Annotated in this window: 12 protein-coding genes; 7 read left to right on the plus strand and 5 right to left on the minus strand. The window is 72.0% G+C overall.

Annotated features, from left to right (window positions below; genetic code table 11):
• Positions 1 to 63 precede the first annotated feature (63 nt).
• Positions 64 to 2607, plus strand: coding sequence for a 1,4-alpha-glucan branching enzyme (gene glgB, locus EDD93_RS01615; protein WP_123523456.1), 2544 nt, complete (start codon positions 64 to 66; stop codon positions 2605 to 2607).
• A gap of 70 nt (positions 2608 to 2677) precedes the next feature.
• Here the strand turns inward: glgB and EDD93_RS01620 are convergent, their stop codons facing one another.
• From EDD93_RS01620 to EDD93_RS01635, 4 genes are all read right to left on the minus strand, one after another.
• A complete protein-coding gene (locus EDD93_RS01620) occupies positions 2678 to 3967 on the minus strand; it encodes a haloacid dehalogenase-like hydrolase (RefSeq protein ID WP_185092187.1) in 1290 nt (429 codons plus the stop codon).
• Positions 3968 to 4052: 85 nt separating this feature from the next.
• Positions 4053 to 4397, minus strand: coding sequence for a thioredoxin (trxA, locus tag EDD93_RS01625; RefSeq protein WP_123523458.1), 345 nt, complete (start codon positions 4395 to 4397; stop codon positions 4053 to 4055).
• Positions 4394 to 4810 carry a MerR family transcriptional regulator gene (locus EDD93_RS01630; RefSeq protein WP_123523459.1) on the minus strand — a complete coding sequence of 139 codons (417 nt, stop codon included), beginning with the start codon at positions 4808 to 4810 and terminating at the stop codon, positions 4394 to 4396. The genes trxA and EDD93_RS01630 overlap by 4 nt, the downstream gene beginning before the upstream one ends.
• A 187-nt stretch (positions 4811 to 4997) precedes the next feature.
• Positions 4998 to 6362, minus strand: a complete 1365-nt coding sequence (locus tag EDD93_RS01635; RefSeq protein WP_123523460.1) for a cation:dicarboxylate symporter family transporter — start codon at positions 6360 to 6362, stop codon at positions 4998 to 5000.
• 130 nt (positions 6363 to 6492) lie between these two features.
• On the opposite strand from EDD93_RS01635, the gene EDD93_RS01640 reads away from it, so the two are divergent.
• From EDD93_RS01640 to EDD93_RS01650, 3 genes are all read left to right on the plus strand, one after another.
• Positions 6493 to 8181: an ATP-binding protein gene (locus EDD93_RS01640; RefSeq protein WP_123523461.1), complete on the plus strand. Its 1689-nt coding sequence runs from the start codon at positions 6493 to 6495 to the stop codon at positions 8179 to 8181.
• Positions 8178 to 8861 (plus strand): response regulator, encoded by a 684-nt coding sequence (locus tag EDD93_RS01645; RefSeq protein ID WP_123523462.1) that lies wholly within the window; start codon positions 8178 to 8180, stop codon positions 8859 to 8861. Before EDD93_RS01640 ends, EDD93_RS01645 begins: the two co-directional genes overlap by 4 nt.
• Positions 8862 to 9035: 174 nt before the next feature.
• On the plus strand, positions 9036 to 9659 hold the full coding sequence (locus tag EDD93_RS01650; RefSeq protein ID WP_123523463.1) for a helix-turn-helix domain-containing protein: 624 nt from the start codon (positions 9036 to 9038) through the stop codon (positions 9657 to 9659).
• Positions 9660 to 9786: 127 nt separating this feature from the next.
• Here EDD93_RS01650 and EDD93_RS01655 read toward each other — a convergent pair whose 3' ends face one another.
• Entirely contained in the window at positions 9787 to 10812 is a 1026-nt protein-coding gene (locus tag EDD93_RS01655; RefSeq protein WP_123523464.1) for an ATP-dependent 6-phosphofructokinase, read from the minus strand.
• 282 nt (positions 10813 to 11094) lie between these two features.
• On the opposite strand from EDD93_RS01655, the gene pta reads away from it, so the two are divergent.
• The 3 genes from pta (at position 11095) to pyk (ending at position 15970) form a co-directional block, all read left to right on the plus strand.
• Positions 11095 to 13218: a phosphate acetyltransferase gene (gene pta / locus EDD93_RS01660; RefSeq protein ID WP_123523465.1), complete on the plus strand. Its 2124-nt coding sequence runs from the start codon at positions 11095 to 11097 to the stop codon at positions 13216 to 13218.
• A gap of 8 nt (positions 13219 to 13226) precedes the next feature.
• Positions 13227 to 14465, plus strand: a complete 1239-nt coding sequence (locus EDD93_RS01665; RefSeq protein WP_123523466.1) for an acetate kinase — start codon at positions 13227 to 13229, stop codon at positions 14463 to 14465.
• Between the two features lie 74 nt (positions 14466 to 14539).
• On the plus strand, positions 14540 to 15970 hold the full coding sequence (gene pyk, locus EDD93_RS01670) for a pyruvate kinase (RefSeq protein WP_123523467.1): 1431 nt from the start codon (positions 14540 to 14542) through the stop codon (positions 15968 to 15970).
• Positions 15971 to 16020 lie beyond the last annotated feature (50 nt).

Raw genomic sequence — 16020 nt, forward strand, 5'->3', positions numbered from 1 at the left:
GCCCCCGGCGCGGCCCCACCTCTCCCGCCCCACCCCGCCCACTCCCCCGAGGAGGCCGTCCCTGTGACCGCCCGCAAGCCGTCCCGCAAAGCGCCCGACTCCGCCCCCGCGCCGACCACCCCCGAGGCCGCGCTCACCGCGCCCGCACCGGCACCGGCACCCGCTTCCGCGCCCGCTTCCGCGCCCGCTTCCGCGTCCGCCGAGCACGCCGACGCCGTCGCGGGCCCGGCGACCGGGACCCTCGCACCGCTGGAGGCGAGCGCCCCGCCCCCGGAACCGGTCACCACGCCGATGCCGGACGCCGCTCCGGCCACCCCGGCGTCCCCCGCCCCCGTGTCCGCGCCCGCTCCCGCCAAGCGGGGGAAGCGGGCGGCGGCCCCGCCCCGGCCCCGGCGGGCCGGTGGCGGCCAGGGGGTCCGCCCGGTCCGCGCGCTGGAGGACGGCGACCGGGCCCGGCTCCTGGCGGGTGAGCACCACGCCCCGCACGACCTGCTCGGCGCGCACCAGATCCGCGGCGGGGTGACGTTCCGGGTGCTGCGGCCCTTCGCCCGGTCGGTCACCGTGCTGGCGAAGGGGCTCAGGGCCCAGCTGCACGACGACGGCGACGGCCTCTTCTCCGGCCTCCTGCCGATGCCGGCGGTCCCCGAGTACCAGCTCCTGGTCGCCTACGAGGACAACGAGATCGAGATCCAGGACCCGTACCGCTTCCTGCCCGCGCTCGGTGATCTCGATCTGCATCTGATCGGCGAGGGCCGGCACGAGGAGCTGTGGACCGCGCTGGGCGCGCAGCCGATGACGCACCAGGGCGTCACCGGTACCCGGTTCACCGTCTGGGCCCCCAACGCGCGCGGGGTCCGCGTCGCCGGTGACTTCAACTACTGGGACGGCACCGGATTCCCGATGCGCTCGCTCGGCTCGACCGGGGTGTGGGAGCTGTTCCTGCCCGCGATCGCGGAGGGCGCGCTCTACAAGTTCGACATCTGCCGCCCGGACGGCACGCACACGCTGCGCGCCGACCCGATGGCCCGCCGGGCCGAGGTCCCGCCGTCCAACGCCTCGGTCGTGACGGCCGCGCACCATGTCTGGCAGGACCAGGAGTGGATGGCGCGTCGCGGGGACGTCCCGGTGCACGAGGCGCCGCTGTCCGTCTACGAGGTGCACCTGCCGTCCTGGCGCCCCGGCCTCACCTACCGCCAGCTCGCCGACCAGCTCCCCGCGTACGTACGTGATCTGGGGTTCACCCATGTGGAGCTGATGCCGGTCTCCGAGCACCCCTTCGGCGGTTCCTGGGGCTATCAGGTGACCGGCTTCTACGCCCCGACCTCCCGGATGGGCACGCCGGACGACTTCCGCTTCCTGGTCGACGCGCTGCACCGGGCCGGGATCGGCGTCATCGTGGACTGGGTGCCGGCGCACTTCCCGCGCGACGAGTGGGCACTCGCGGAGTTCGACGGCCGGCCGCTGTACGAGCCCTCGGACCCGCAGCGCGCCGCGCATCCGGACTGGGGCACGCTCGAATTCGACTTCGGCCGCACCGAGGTGCGCAACTTCCTGGTGGCGAACGCCACTTACTGGTGCGAGGAGTTCCACATCGACGGCCTCCGGGTGGACGCCGTCGCCTCGATGCTCTACCTCGACTACTCGCGCGAGGACGGCGAGTGGTCCCCGAACGAGCACGGCGGCCGGGAGAACCTGGACGCGGTGGCCTTCCTCCAGGAGATGAACGCGACGGTCTACCGGCGCAGTCCCGGCGTCGTCACCATCGCCGAGGAGTCCACCGCCTGGGACGGCGTCACCCGCGCCACCCACCACGTGGGCCCCGGCGGTTTCGGCGGCCTCGGCTTCGGGCTGAAGTGGAACATGGGCTGGATGCACGACTCGCTGGAGTACGTGTCGAAGGAGCCGGTGCACCGCAAGTACCACCACAACGAGATGACGTTCTCGATGGTGTACGCGTACAGCGAGAACTACGTGCTGCCGATCTCGCACGACGAGGTGGTGCACGGCAAGCGGTCGCTGGTCAGCAAGATGCCCGGCGACTGGTGGCAGCAGCGCGCCACCCACCGCGCCTACCTCGGCTTCATGTGGGCCCACCCCGGCAAGAAACTCCTCTTCATGGGGCAGGAGTTCGCCCAGGGCGCGGAGTGGTCGGAGGGCCACGGCCCGGACTGGTGGCTGCTCGATCCCTCGTACGCGGCGGAGAGCGACCACCGGGGCGTACGGAGCCTGGTCAGCGACCTGAACGCGGTGTACGGGTCGACGCCCTCGCTCTGGCAGCGCGACACGGTCCCGGAGGGATTCGCCTGGGTAGCGGGGGACGCCGCCGAGGACAACGTCTTCGCGTTCGTCCGGTACGACGCCGACGGGTCGCCGCTGCTCGCCCTCTCCCACTTCTCCCCGGTGGTGCGGCACGACTACCGCATCGGGGTGCCGGACGGCCCGGCGGCGTGGGTGGAGGTCCTGAACACGGACGCGGCGCGGTACGGGGGCGGCGACGTGTGCAACGAGGAGCCGCTGAAGCCGGAGGCGGTGGCGGCGCACGGCAGGGAGACGAGTGTGACGCTGACGCTCCCGCCGCTCGCGACGGTGTGGCTGCGGCCCGCCTGACGCGGCGCCGGCGGCGGTCCCGGGCTGTTTCCCCGGGCCGCCGCCGGCATCCTCATGTCCCGGTCCCGCGTCAGTACACGGTGTCCCGCTGGTCCGGTACGACACTGCCGTCGCCTCGCCGCACCGGGCCGAAGCCTCCGCCCGGCTCGGTGTAGGCGGTGGTGGCGCAGGGGTAGGGCGTGGTCCTGCGGGGCAGCGGCTCGATGAACATGGGGTTCACGACCCAGCGGCCGTCGGCGTTGTCGTAGGCACGGCACATCACCTCGTTCTTGTTGCGGTTGAGCACGAGGTGCGCGCCCGTTGCGTCACCGACGAACGTCACGTCGGTGTCGGCGTCACCGCCGCCGAGTGTGATCCGCCGGTCCGGGGCCTGCTTGTTCCAGGCGGCCCGGCCCTTGATCCCGTAGATCTCCTGGTTGATCCAGCAACGCTTGCCGTCGATGTACGGGATGGCCTCGCCCTCGGTGACGCCCACCCCGCCGCAGCCCTCGTTCCTGGTCGTGATGCGGCCCTCGCGGTCGAGTACGGAGCGGATCGCGACGGTGTGCGCGCGGTCGATGCCGATGCCGCGCGACCAGACCTCGGTGACCGGCTCGGAACCCGCGGAGACGATCCAGACGTCGAACCCGGCCCGCTGGAGCGTACGGACGAGGTCGCGCTGCTGGTCGTAGTAACGGACGTAGGCGGGCAGCACGTGGGTGCCGACGGTGCGGGTCGCGCCGACGGGCGCCGCGAGCGCCTCCTTGCGGGCGGCCGCCGTGTACGCGCGCAGTTCGGGGACGGTGTGTCCGGCGAACAGCTGGGGCACCCACGCGTACTGCGGAACGGTTCGCCGGTGGTTCCACTCCCCCGCGAAGGCGGCCGCGCCGCTCATCGTGGTGCCGTCCTCACGGATCTGGAGGATCTCGTCGGCGCAGCCGGTGTCGGTGGAGGTGGGCAGGGGCGCTCCCACCGGGACTCCGGTGCCGCAGGCCTCGGTGAGGGCCTGGTCCGCGGTGGCGGTCAGCCACTTGCTGGTGTCCTTCCAGCGGGCGGGCCGGAGGATCTTGTCGTGCCGCAGGGACCAGCTGATGGTGGCGTCGGTGACGTCGTTCTTGGTGATGGTGTTGTCCCAGTCGAACGCCGCGACGGGGCGCGGTCCGCCGTTGCCGTGGCAGGTACCGCGCTCGTCGATCACGCGCTGCAACTGGGCACGGTTGTGGCCGTACCAGCTGAGTCGGGGGGAGAGCCTGGGGCAGCGGGCCGTCGGCGCCGAGGACGCGCGATCGGCCGGGGCGGCGGCCACGGGGCCGGCTGCGGCCAGGACCGCGAGTGCTGCGGTCACGGCCGAGGTCCACGCGAGAACTAGTCGGTTACGCATGCGAGTGGACCGTACATCAACATTTCCGCGATGTTGAGGGGGCGCGCGCCGGTCCCGGGGCGGGGGCCGGAGCGCGCCAGGGTCCTCAGACGGCCGCCCCGAGCACGTCCTCCAGCTCCTGGAGCAGCCGCCGCTTCGGCCGGGCGCCGACCATCGACTTCACGGGCTCGCCCGAGCGGAAGACCATCAGGGTCGGCATCGACAGGACCGCGTAGCGGGAGGTGATCCCGGGGTTGCGGTCGACGTCGATCTGGACGATCTTGATGCGTTCGCTCTCCTCGGCCGCGATCGCGCCGAGCACCGGGGCGAGCTGGCGGCACGGTCCGCACCAGTCGGCGGTGAATTCGACGAGGACGGGGAGCCCGGCTCCCAGCACCTCCGCGTCGAAGCTCTCGTCGGTGACCTCGGCCACGCCTTCCACCTGGATCATGTCTCGTCCTCCCAGTTCATCGCACATCGTGGTTCGGGGCCGCCGGGCAGTTCGGCGGAAGCCTCCAGCTCGGCGCGGGCCAGCTGGGCGCCCACCTCCGTGCGGACCGACTGCAGCTGGCCGATGAGCGCGTCCAGCTCGCCGAGCTTGCGCCGGTAGACGGCCAGCGAGGCCGGGCAGCTGTCGCCGGCCGGATGACCGGCGCGCAGGCAGTCGACGAAGGGCCGGGTCTCCTCCAGGTCGAACCCGAAGTCCTGGAGGGTCCGGATCTGCTGGATCAGCCGCAGGTCTCCGTCGTCGTAGGTGCGGTACCCGTTCTCCGCCCGCCGGACGGGCAGCAGTCCGCGCGACTCGTAGTAGCGCAGAGTCCGCGTCGTCGTTCCGGCCCGCTCGGCCAGCTCCCCGATTCGCATGCCTCGACGGTAATCCTTGACGTCGGCGTCAAGGCAAGGACGGCCGGGCGAGGGGCGGGGCGCGCGCGAACACACGCCGGGCCGGTACGGAGTCTCCGTACCGGCCCGGCGTGCATGGGGCTCTTCACGCGTTCTCGCGCTTTCTCACGGCTCCGGCTTACGTTCCCCCGCGCCGTCTCACGTCTTCCTACGCCTTCGCGAGCGCGGGCTGCTCCTCGCCGCCGTCCCTGGCCTCGGGGACCTGCGGCTCGGCGGCGGGGCCCTCGTCCGAGATCATCGACTCGTCGAACGGCAGCGCCCCGGACAGGACCTGGTCCACCCGCTCGCGGTCGATCTCCTTGGTCCAGGTGCCGACGAGCACCGTGGCCACGGCGTTGCCCGCGAAGTTCGTCAGGGCGCGGGCCTCGCTCATGAAGCGGTCGATGCCGACGATCAGACCGACGCCGTCCACCAGTTCGGGCCGGTGCGACTGGAGACCGCCCGCGAGGGTGGCGAGACCGGCGCCGGTGACGCCTGCGGCGCCCTTGGAGGCGATCACCATGAAGACGAGGAGCGAGATCTGCTCGCTGATGCTGAGCGGGTCGCCCGTCGCGTTGGCGATGAAGAGCGAGGACATCGTGAGGTAGATCGCGGTGCCGTCGAGGTTGAAGGAGTATCCGGTCGGCACGGTGATGCCGACGACGGGCTTGCTGACGCCCATGTGCTCCATCTTCGCGATCAGCCTCGGCAGGGCCGACTCGGACGAGGAGGTGGAGAGGATGAGCAGGAACTCCCGGCCGAGGTACTTCAGCAGGGAGAAGATGTTGAGCCCGGCGACCAGGCGCAGGATCGTGCCCAGGATCAGGAACACGAAGAGGCCGCAGGTGATGTAGAAGCCGATCATGATGACCGCGAGCGACTTCAGCGCGTCGACGCCGGTCTCACCGACCACCGCGGCCATGGCGCCGAACGCCCCGACGGGGGCCAGCCACATGATCATGGCGAGGATCCGGAAGACCAGGCGCTGGAGGTGGCCGATACCGCGCAGTACGGGCTCGCCGGCCGATCCCATGGCCTGGAGCGCGAAGCCCGCCAGCAGGGCGATGAGCAGGGTCTGCAGGACCTCGCCCGAGGTGAAGGACGACACCATGGTGTCGGGGATGATGCCGAGCAGGAAGTCCGCGGTGGACGCGCTTTCCCCGGCCTGCGCCTCACCGGCGGCGCGGGTCGCCTCGGTGATGTGGAGACCGGAACCGGGCTCCAGGATGTTACCGACGACCAGGCCGATGGCGAGTGCGACGGTCGACATCACCAGGAAGTAGCCGAGGGCGAGCCCGCCGACCGCGCCGACCTTGGCCGCCTTGCGGACGGAGCCGACCCCCAGCACGATCGTGCAGAAGATGATCGGCGAGATCATCATCTTGATGAGGTTGACGAAGCCGGTCCCGATCGGCTTGAGCTCGACGGCTGCGCCCGGGGCCACGAGGCCCACCAGGATGCCCAGCCCCACCGCCACGATCACGGCGAGATACAGATACTTCGTACGGTCCCGCTTGGCGGCGGCCACTCCCACGGGGGTCTCCTCGGCTCGTTCTTGTCCCTCCCCCGTCCCTGGGGGCCCCGGCGACTATTCCGCGCCCTGTGACGCCGGTCACCCTTACGTGCATTTCGTTCGTAGGTTTTCGGCCAGGCAGACTGTGGAGATGCGTCTCCCCCGTGCCCGTCCGCGCAGCCTGGCCGGACAGCTCTTCGCCATGCAGGTGGTGCTGGTGGCTGCCGTCGTCGCGGGGTGCGCCTTCTTCGCGTACGCCTCGGGCAGTTCGCAGGCCCGCGAGACCGCGACCCGGCAGGCGCGGGCGGTGGCCCTGTCGGTGGCCGGTTCACCCTCGGTACGGGAGGCGATCCGCACCCCGGACCCGTCGGCCGTCCTCCAGCCGTACGCGGAGCGGGTCCGCAGGGACACCGGGATCGCCTTCGTCACGATCATGGATCCGCACCGGGTCCGCTGGACGCACCCGGACACCGGCCGGATCGGTGAGACCTTCCTCGGGCACACCGCGCGGGCACTGCGCGGCGAGACGTTCTCGGAGACGTACACCGGCACGCTCGGCCCGTCCATCCGGGTCGTCACGCCGGTCCGGGACGGCGGCCGGATCGTCGGGCTGGTCAGTGCGGGCATCACGGTCGAACGGGTCTCCACGCAGGTGCGGGCGCAGCTGGGCGCGCTGGGGCTCGCGGCGGGTGCGGCGCTGGCGCTCGGCGGCATCGGCACCTACGTGATAAACGCCCGGCTGCGGCGGCACACCCACGGGATGAACGCCGCCGAGCTGAGCCGGCTGCACGACTACCACGAGGCCACACTGCACGCGGTGCGTGAGGGGCTGCTGATGCTGGACGGGCAGCGCAGGATCGCCCTGATCAACGACGCGGGCCGGGAGCTGCTGGGGCTGGCACCGGGTACGGTCGGGCGCCGGGTCGCCGAACTCGATCTGCCGGCACCGCTGACCGGGGCGCTGCTCGCCTCCGAGGAGCGGGTCGACGAGGTGCATCTGACGGCGGACCGGGTGATCGTGGTCAACACCCGTCCGGTGGTGGGCGGCGAACGGCGCGGCACGGTCATCACCCTTCGCGACCACACGGAACTCCAGGCACTCTCCGGTGAGCTGGACTCCGAGCGGGGCTTCACGCAGGCGCTGCGCTCACAGGCGCACGAGGCGGCGAACCGGCTGCACACGGTGGTGTCGCTGATCGAGCTGGACCGGGCCGACGAGGCGGTCGGCTTCGCCACGGCGGAGCTGGAACTGGCGCAGGCGCTGACCGACCGCGTCGTCGGCGCGGTGGCCGAACCGGTGCTGGCGGCCCTGCTGCTGGGCAAGGCGGCACAGGCCAACGAGCGGGGGGTGGAGCTGGTGCTGGCGGACGACAGCCTGATCGACGACGGGGTCCTGCCCGCGTCGCTGCCGCAGCGCGACCTGGTGACCGTCCTCGGCAACCTGATCGACAACGCGGTGGACGCGGCGTCCGAGGCGGCGGCCGGCCCGCAGGGCGGCGGCGCCGCCGACAGCGCCGTCCCCGCCCAGCGCACCCCGCTGCCGTCCCGCCCCGCGCACGCGCGGGTCACCGTCACGGCACTCGCCGGCGACGGCGAACTCCTGCTGCGGGTCGCCGACAGCGGGACGGGCGTCGACCCGGCCGACACCGAGGAGGTGTTCCGGCGCGGCTGGTCCACGCACGGGGCCGGCCGAGGAATCGGACTGGCGCTCGTACAGCAGGCCGCCCACCGCAACGGCGGCACGGTCACCCTGGAGCGGGGGGCGGACGGCGGCGCGGAGTTCACCGTACGGCTGCCGCTGCCCGACAACGACGGCGCGCCGAGGAGCATGGCCCCATGAACACAGAGATCCGGGTGCTGGTCGTCGAGGACGATCCGGTCGCCGCCGACGCCCATCAGCTGTACGTGGACCGGGTGCCGGGATTCACGGTGGCCTCGGTCGCGCACTCCCGCGCCGAGGCGGTGCGCGCGCTGGAGCGCACGCCGGTCGATCTGCTGCTCCTGGACCTGTACCTGCCGGACGGGCACGGTCTGCACCTGCTGCGCTCGCTGCGGGCCGCCGGGCACACCGCCGACGTGATCGCGGTGACCTCGGCCCGCGATCTGGCCGTGGTCCGGGAGGGGGTGTCGCTCGGTGTCGTCCAGTACGTGCTGAAGCCGTTCACCTTCGCCACCCTGCGCGACCGGCTCGTCCGCTACGCGGAGTTCCGGGCGGCGGCCGGTGAGGCGAGCGGCCAGGACGAGGTCGACCGCGCGCTCGCCTCGCTGCGCTCCCCGCAGCCCGCCCGGCTGCCGAAGGGCCTGAGCGGCCCGACGCTGGAGGCCGTGACGCGGGCGCTGCGCTCGGCCCCGGACGGCGTGACGGCCGCCGCCGCAGGCGTGGAGCTGGGGATCTCCCGCATCACCGCGCGCCGCTACCTGGAGCACCTGGTGACGGCCGGGCGCGCCGTGCGCAGTCCGCAGTACGGACAGATCGGGCGCCCGGAACTGCACTACCGATGGGTGGCCGAGGCCCGCTGAACGGCCTCCAGGCCTCCCCGGGAGCCCCTCGCGGACCCTAGGAGATTCCTACGAGCCGTGGCCTCGGTGGAACACACCGTAGTCAGACGGCCTGCGACCTCTTACGGTAGGGCCGTGCACCCCACCCCGCCTTTCAACGCTCCCGCCGCGCGCAGACTGCGCGAGGCCCTGGGAATGGCCCCCGGTCATGTCGCCTACGGCCTCGGCGCCCAGTACGGACTCCGGATCACCGCCGAGACCGTAGCAGCCTGGGAGCGTGGACTCGCCCTGCCGAGCGAGTACGAACTCACCGCGCTCGCGGGCGTGTTGTGGTGCTCCCCCGGCGAACTCCTGACCGCCGCCCGCACCCTGCGCGAGCACCGGGTCGCCCGGCAGCTGTCACCGGACGAGCTGGCGGGCCTGCTGGGGATGGCCGCCTCCGCGTATCTGCGGATGGAGGAGTCGGGACGGTGGCGCGGCAACGAACGCCAGTCCGCGGCGCTCACCGAGGCGCTGGGCCTGACCCCCGCCGACTTCGTGACGGCGACCGGCCGCGACGAGGAACTGGCCGAACTCCTGCGCAGCGCCGTGACGACGCGCTGGCAGGCGTACGTGAAGCCGGTCGCCAAGGTGGTACCGGTGGACCGGCGCCTGATCCAGGGCGTCCTGGAGGAGTTGCACTCCGAGTACCAGGCACTGATGGTGTCCACGCTGAGCTGGAGCAGCACCGGCACCGAACGCGAGGGCGGCACGGGCGACGCGGGCCGGGCGTTCCTGGCACAGATAGTGAGCCGGTTCTGGCAGACGACGCAGAAGTGACCGGCCGCCGCCGACGGCCCTCGGCGGTCCCGGCGCGCCACCGGCCCCGCTGACCGCGCCGGCGCCGGAACGCGGCCCCCGGTCCGCCCCGCCAGGTCGGCGGGGCGGCCGGGGCCCGGCCGAGGGGTCAGAAGACCGACTCGGCCTCGTGCATGCGCTCCAGCGGGACGTGCTTCAGCTGGGTCACCGCGTCGGCCAGCGGCACCATCTCGATGTCGTTGCCGCGCAGGGCGGTCATCCGGCCGAAGTCACCTCGGTGCGCCGCCTCCACCGCGTGCCAGCCGAAGCGGGTGGCGAGCACCCGGTCGTAGGCGGTCGGCGTGCCGCCGCGCTGGACGTGGCCGAGGATGACCGGGCGGGCCTCCTTGCCGAGCCGGGTCTCCAGCTCGACGGCGAGGCGGTTGCCGATGCCCTGGAAGCGCTCGTGGCCGAACTGGTCGATCGCGCCCTTGGCGTACGGCATCGAGCCCTCGGCCGGGTGCGCGCCCTCGGCGACGCAGATGACGGCGAACTTCTTGCCCCGGGCGAAGCGCTCCTCGACCATCTTGACCAGGTCCTCGACCTGGAACTTGCGCTCGGGCAGGCAGATGCCGTGGGCGCCGCCGGCCATGCCCGACTCCAGCGCGATCCAGCCCGCGTGGCGGCCCATCACCTCGACGACCATGACGCGCTGGTGGGACTCGGCGGTGGTCTTCAGACGGTCTATGGCCTCGGTGGCGACGCCCACCGCGGTGTCGAAGCCGAAGGTGCGGTCGGTGGCCGAGATGTCGTTGTCGATGGTCTTCGGGACGCCGACGACGGGCATTCCGGCGTCCGAGAGCATCCGGGCGGCCGTGAGGGTGCCCTCGCCGCCGATCGGGATCAGCGCGTCCATGCCGTAACGGCGGCTCAGCTCGGCACAGTTCTCGGCCGCCTCGCGCAGCCGGTCGCGCTCCAGCCGGGCGGAGCCGAGGATGGTGCCGCCCCGGGCGAGGATGCCGCTGACCGCGTTGAGGTCGAGGGGGCGGAAGTGTCCGTCGAGGAGTCCCTTGAACCCGTCCTCGAAGCCGATGACCTCGTCGCCGTGACCCACCACGGCACGGTGCACGACCGAGCGGATCACTGCGTTCAGGCCTGGGCAGTCGCCGCCTGCGGTGAGAACTCCGATACGCATCGTGCTTTGTCTCCTGCTCGCTTGGGCCTGTCCGGCGGATCAGGGCGCGACCCCGGCCATGGTCCGCCGGACAGACCCTGGGGACCTGTCCGCCGGCCACTGCAGAATCCCCCGTACCGTGAGCCACGGTGATTGTCCCACGCCGGGTACGTACCTCGCGCTCCCGGCCGCCCCGGGGCCGCGGAGAGGGGCTTTCGCCCGGCGGGCGGCCTCTCGGCCCCCGCAGGTATCGTCAAACAGGCGATATCACCCATACCTGCCAGCAAGGACGGGAGAGCACGCGTGACGCGCAGCGTGTACGTGACCGGGATCGACCGGGGAGACGGCCGCCAGGTCGTCGATCTGGGAGTCATGGAGCTCCTGACGCGCCAGGTGGACCGGGTCGGGGTGTTCCGCCCGCTGGTCCACGACGATCCCGACCGGCTGTTCGAGCTGCTGCGGGCCCGCTACCGGCTCTCGCAGGACCCGGGGACGGTCTACGGCCTGGATTACCACGAGGCGTCCGCGATCCAGGCGGAGCAGGGTACCGACGAACTGGTCTCCCGGCTCGTCGACCGCTTCCACCGGGTGGCGCAGAAGTACGAGGTGGTCCTCGTGCTCGGCACCGACTTCGCGGCCACCCAGCTCCCCGACGAGCTGGCGCTGAACGCCCGCCTCGCCAACGAGTTCGGCGCCTCGGTCATCGCGGTGGTCGGCGGCCAGGACCAGAACGCGGAGTCCGTACGGGCCGAGACGCGCAACGCGTACCGCGCGTACGCCGGGCTGGGCTGCGACGTGGTCGCGATGGTGGTGAACCGGGTCGCGTCCGAGGACCGCGAGGTCATCGCGGAGCGGCTCGCGGCCACGCTGCCGGTCCCCTGTTCGGTGCTGCCCGACGATCCGGCCCTCTCGGCGCCCACGGTCGCCCAGATCACCGCGGCGCTGGGCGGGACGGTGCTGCTCGGCGACGACGCGGGGCTGGCCAGGGACGCGCTGGACTTCGTGTTCGGCGGCGCGATGCTGCCGAACCTGCTGAACGCGCTGACGCCGGGCTGCCTGGTGGTGACGCCCGGGGACCGCGCCGATCTGGTGGTCGGCTCGCTGGCCGCGCACAGCGCCGGGACCCCGCCCATCGCGGGCCTGCTGCTGACGCTGAACGAGCGTCCCGGCGAGGAGATACTCAAGCTGGCCGCACGGCTCGCACCGGGTACCCCGGTCGTCGCGGTGGCCGACGGTTCCTTCCCCACCGCCGAGAAGCTCTTCGCCCTGGAGGGCAAGCTGAACGCGGCGACGCCGCGCAAGGCCGAGACGGCGCTGGGACTCTTCGAGCGCCATGTCGACACCGGGGCGCTCCTCGACCGGATCTCGGTCGCCCGCAGCGGCCGGGTCACGCCGATGATGTTCGAGCACGAGCTGCTGGAGCAGGCCCGCGCGGACCGGCGCCGGGTGGTGCTGCCGGAGGGCACCGAGGAACGGGTGCTGCGCGCCGCCGACGTACTGCTGCGGCGCGACGTCTGCGACCTCACCCTCCTCGGCGACCCCGGCATCGTCCGCAAGAAGGCCGCCGACCTGGGCATCGACCTGGCCGGCACCCAGCTCGTCGACCCGCAGACCTCCGAGCTGCGCCAGGCCTTCGCGGAGCGGTACGCGCAGTTGCGCGCCCACCGAGGGGTGACGGTCGAGCTCGCGCACGACGTCGTCTCGGACGTCAACTACTTCGGCACCCTGATGGTGCAGGAGGGCCTCGCGGACGGCATGGTCTCCGGTGCGGTCCACTCCACGGCGGCGACGATCCGGCCGGCCTTCGAGATCATCAAGACCAAGGGGGGCGAGCGGAGCTCGTCAGGCAGGGCGGCGGGCGCCGGGGGGACTGGGCCGGGTGCCTCGATCGTCTCCTCGGTCTTCTTCATGTGCCTCGCGGACAAGGTCCTGGTGTACGGCGACTGCGCGGTCAACCCGGACCCGGACGCGGAGCAGCTCGCCGACATCGCCGTCCAGTCGGCGGTCACCGCGGCCCGCTTCGGCGTGGAGCCCCGGATCGCGATGCTCTCGTACTCGACGGGCACCTCGGGCACGGGGGCCGACGTGGACAAGGTCCGTGAGGCGACGGAGCTGGTGCGCGCGAGCCACCCGGAGCTGATGATCGAGGGTCCCATCCAGTACGACGCGGCGGTGGAACCCAGCGTCGCCGCGACGAAGCTGCCGGGCTCCGAGGTGGCGGGCCGGGCGACGGTGCTGATCTTCCCGGACCTGAACACCGGCAACAACACCTACAAGGCCGTGCAGCGCTCGGCGGGAGCGGTGGCCGTCGGCCCGGTCATGCAGGGGCTGCGCAAGCCCGTCAACGACCTGTCCCGGGGCGCGCTGGTGCAGGACATCGTCAACACCGTGGCCATCACGGCGATCCAGGCACAGGGCGAGGAGTGACCCGCGACATGACCACCACCGAAGGTGCCGCAGCAGGTACGGGGCCGAGCCGGGTGCTCGTCCTCAACTCCGGCTCCTCCTCAGTGAAGTACCAGCTCCTGGACATGCGCGACCACTCCCGGCTCGCGTCCGGGCTGGTCGAGCGGATCGGCGAGGAGACCTCCCGGCTGGTGCACACCCCGCTGACCGGCGGCGGTGGCGAGCCCCGGGAGCGCACCGGCCGCATCGCCGACCACGAGGCGGCCCTGAAGGCGGCCGCCGATGAGCTGGCCGCCGACGGGCTCGGCCTGGACTCCCCCGAGCTGGCGGCGATCGGCCACCGGGTGGTGCACGGCGGGCTGCGGTTCACCGAGCCGACCGTGATCACCGACGAGGTGCTGAAGGAGATCGAGCGCCTCGTCCCGGTGGCGCCGCTGCACAACCCCGCGAACATCACCGGTATCCGCACCGCGCAGGCGCTGCGCCCGGACCTGCCGCAGGTGGCGGTCTTCGACACCGCGTTCCACACCACGATGCCGGAGTACGCGGCCCGGTACGCGATCGACGTGGAGACGGCCGACGCGCACCGGATCCGGCGCTACGGATTCCACGGCACCTCGCACGCCTACGTCTCGCGCAAGACGGCCGAGCTGCTGGGCCGCGCCCCGCAGGACGTCAACGTCATCGTGCTGCACCTGGGCAACGGGGCATCGGCCTCCGCCGTGGCGGGCGGCCGGTGCGTGGAGACGTCGATGGGACTGACCCCCTTGGAGGGGCTGGTGATGGGTACGCGGTCGGGGGACATCGATCCGGCCGTCACCTTCCACCTCAAGCGGGTGGCGGGGATGTCGGCGGACGAGATCGACGTCCTGCTCAACAAGAAGAGCGGTCTGGTCGGCCTCTGCGGCGACAACGACATGCGGGAGATCCGGCGCCGGGTCGACGAGGGCGACGAACGTGCCGCGCTCGCCTTCGACATCTACGTCCACCGGCTGAAGAAGTACATCGGCGCCTATTCGGCGGTCCTCGGCCGGGTGGACGCCGTGGTGTTCACGGCGGGGGTCGGCGAGAACTCCGCTCCGGTACGGGAGGCTGCCATCGCCGGTCTGGAGGAGCTCGGCCTGGTGGTGGACGCGGATCTCAACGCCGTACGGTCCGGCGCACCCCGGCTGATCTCGCCGGATTACGCACGGGTCGCGGTCGCCGTGGTGCCGACGGACGAGGAACTGGAGATCGCCGGCCAGACCTTCGCACTGATCGACAACTGAGCGCACCCGCGCCCCTTTGTATCTTCCACCAGCCGGAATATTCCGCAGCGAAACAAACCGATAGGATCCGCCTCATGCGCCGTTCCAAAATCGTCTGCACCCTCGGTCCCGCCGTCGACTCCCATGAGCAGCTCGTCGCTCTGATCGAGGCCGGCATGAGCGTGGCCCGATTCAACTTCAGTCACGGCTCCCACGCGGAGCACCAGGGTCGTTACGACCGGGTCCGCAAGGCCGCCGCCGAGACCGGCCGGGCGGTCGGCGTACTCGCCGACCTCCAGGGCCCGAAGATCCGCCTGGCGAAGTTCGCCGAGGGCCCCGTCGAACTGGTCCGGGGGGACGAGTTCGTCATCACCGCCGAGGACGTCCCCGGGGACAAGTCGATCTGCGGCACCACCTACAAGGGCCTGCCCGGCGACGTCGCCAAGGGCGACCCGATCCTGATCAACGACGGCAACGTCGAGCTGAAGGTCGTCTCCGTGGACGGCCCCCGGGTCCACACCATCGTCATCGAGGGCGGGGTGATCTCCGACCACAAGGGGATCAACCTGCCGGGTGCGGCGGTCAACGTCCCGGCCCTGTCCGAGAAGGACATCGACGACCTCCGCTTCGCCCTGAAGATGGGCTGCGACCTGGTCGCGCTCTCCTTCGTCCGGGACGCCGGTGACGTCAAGGACGTCCACAAGATCATGGACGAGGAGGGCCGCCGGGTCCCCGTCATCGCCAAGGTCGAGAAGCCGCAGGCCGTCGAGAACATGGAGGGCGTCGTCGCGGCGTTCGACGGTGTGATGGTCGCCCGCGGCGACCTCGCCGTCGAGTACCCGCTGGAGAAGGTCCCGATGGTGCAGAAGCGCCTGGTGGAGCTCTGCCGGCGCAACGCCAAGCCGGTGATCGTCGCGACCCAGATGATGGAGTCGATGATCACCAACTCCCGCCCGACCCGCGCCGAGGCGTCCGACGTCGCGAACGCGATCCTGGACGGCGCGGACGCGGTCATGCTCTCCGCGGAGTCCTCGGTCGGCGCGTACCCGATCGAGACGGTCAAGACGATGTCGAAGATCGTCGTCGCCGCCGAGGAAGAGCTGCTCTCCAAGGGCCTCCAGCCGCTGGTGCCGGGCAAGAAGCCGCGCACCCAGGGCGGTTCGGTGGCCCGCGCGGCCTGCGAGATCGCGGACTTCCTGAACGGTGCGGCCCTGGTGGCCTTCACCCAGTCCGGCGACACCGCCCGCCGCCTCTCCCGCTACCGCGCGGCCCAGCCCATCCTGGCCTTCACCACGGACGAGGCCACCCGCAGCCAGCTGGCCCTCAGCTGGGGCGTCGAGGCCCACGTCGTTCCGCACGTGGACACCACGGACGCGATGGTCGACCTGGTCGACGCGGAGCTGCTGAAGCTCGGCCGCTACAACACCGGCGACACGATGGTCATCACGGCCGGCTCGCCCCCCGGCGTCCCGGGCACGACCAACATGGTGCGCGTGCACCACGTGGGCGGCCAGGGCCGCGACTGACCCGGTCCGCACGGACAGCTGGAACGGCTGTGGGCCGCACCCTTCGGGGT

Source organism: Streptomyces sp. 840.1 (genome assembly GCF_003751445.1).
Taxonomy (GTDB): domain Bacteria; phylum Actinomycetota; class Actinomycetes; order Streptomycetales; family Streptomycetaceae; genus Streptomyces.

Coding starts and splice junctions, on each gene's coding strand:
- EDD93_RS01620 (WP_185092187.1), bottom strand. CDS start 3,967: ATGCGTAACCGACTAGTTCTCGCGTGGACCTCGGCCGTGACCGCAGCA.
- trxA (WP_123523458.1), bottom strand. CDS start 4,397: ATGATCCAGGTGGAAGGCGTGGCCGAGGTCACCGACGAGAGCTTCGAC.
- EDD93_RS01630 (WP_123523459.1), bottom strand. CDS start 4,810: ATGCGAATCGGGGAGCTGGCCGAGCGGGCCGGAACGACGACGCGGACT.
- EDD93_RS01640 (WP_123523461.1), top strand. CDS start 6,493: ATGCGTCTCCCCCGTGCCCGTCCGCGCAGCCTGGCCGGACAGCTCTTC.
- EDD93_RS01645 (WP_123523462.1), top strand. CDS start 8,178: ATGAACACAGAGATCCGGGTGCTGGTCGTCGAGGACGATCCGGTCGCC.
- EDD93_RS01650 (WP_123523463.1), top strand. CDS start 9,036: ATGGCCCCCGGTCATGTCGCCTACGGCCTCGGCGCCCAGTACGGACTC.
- EDD93_RS01655 (WP_123523464.1), bottom strand. CDS start 10,812: ATGCGTATCGGAGTTCTCACCGCAGGCGGCGACTGCCCAGGCCTGAAC.
- EDD93_RS01665 (WP_123523466.1), top strand. CDS start 13,227: ATGACCACCACCGAAGGTGCCGCAGCAGGTACGGGGCCGAGCCGGGTG.
- pyk (WP_123523467.1), top strand. CDS start 14,540: ATGCGCCGTTCCAAAATCGTCTGCACCCTCGGTCCCGCCGTCGACTCC.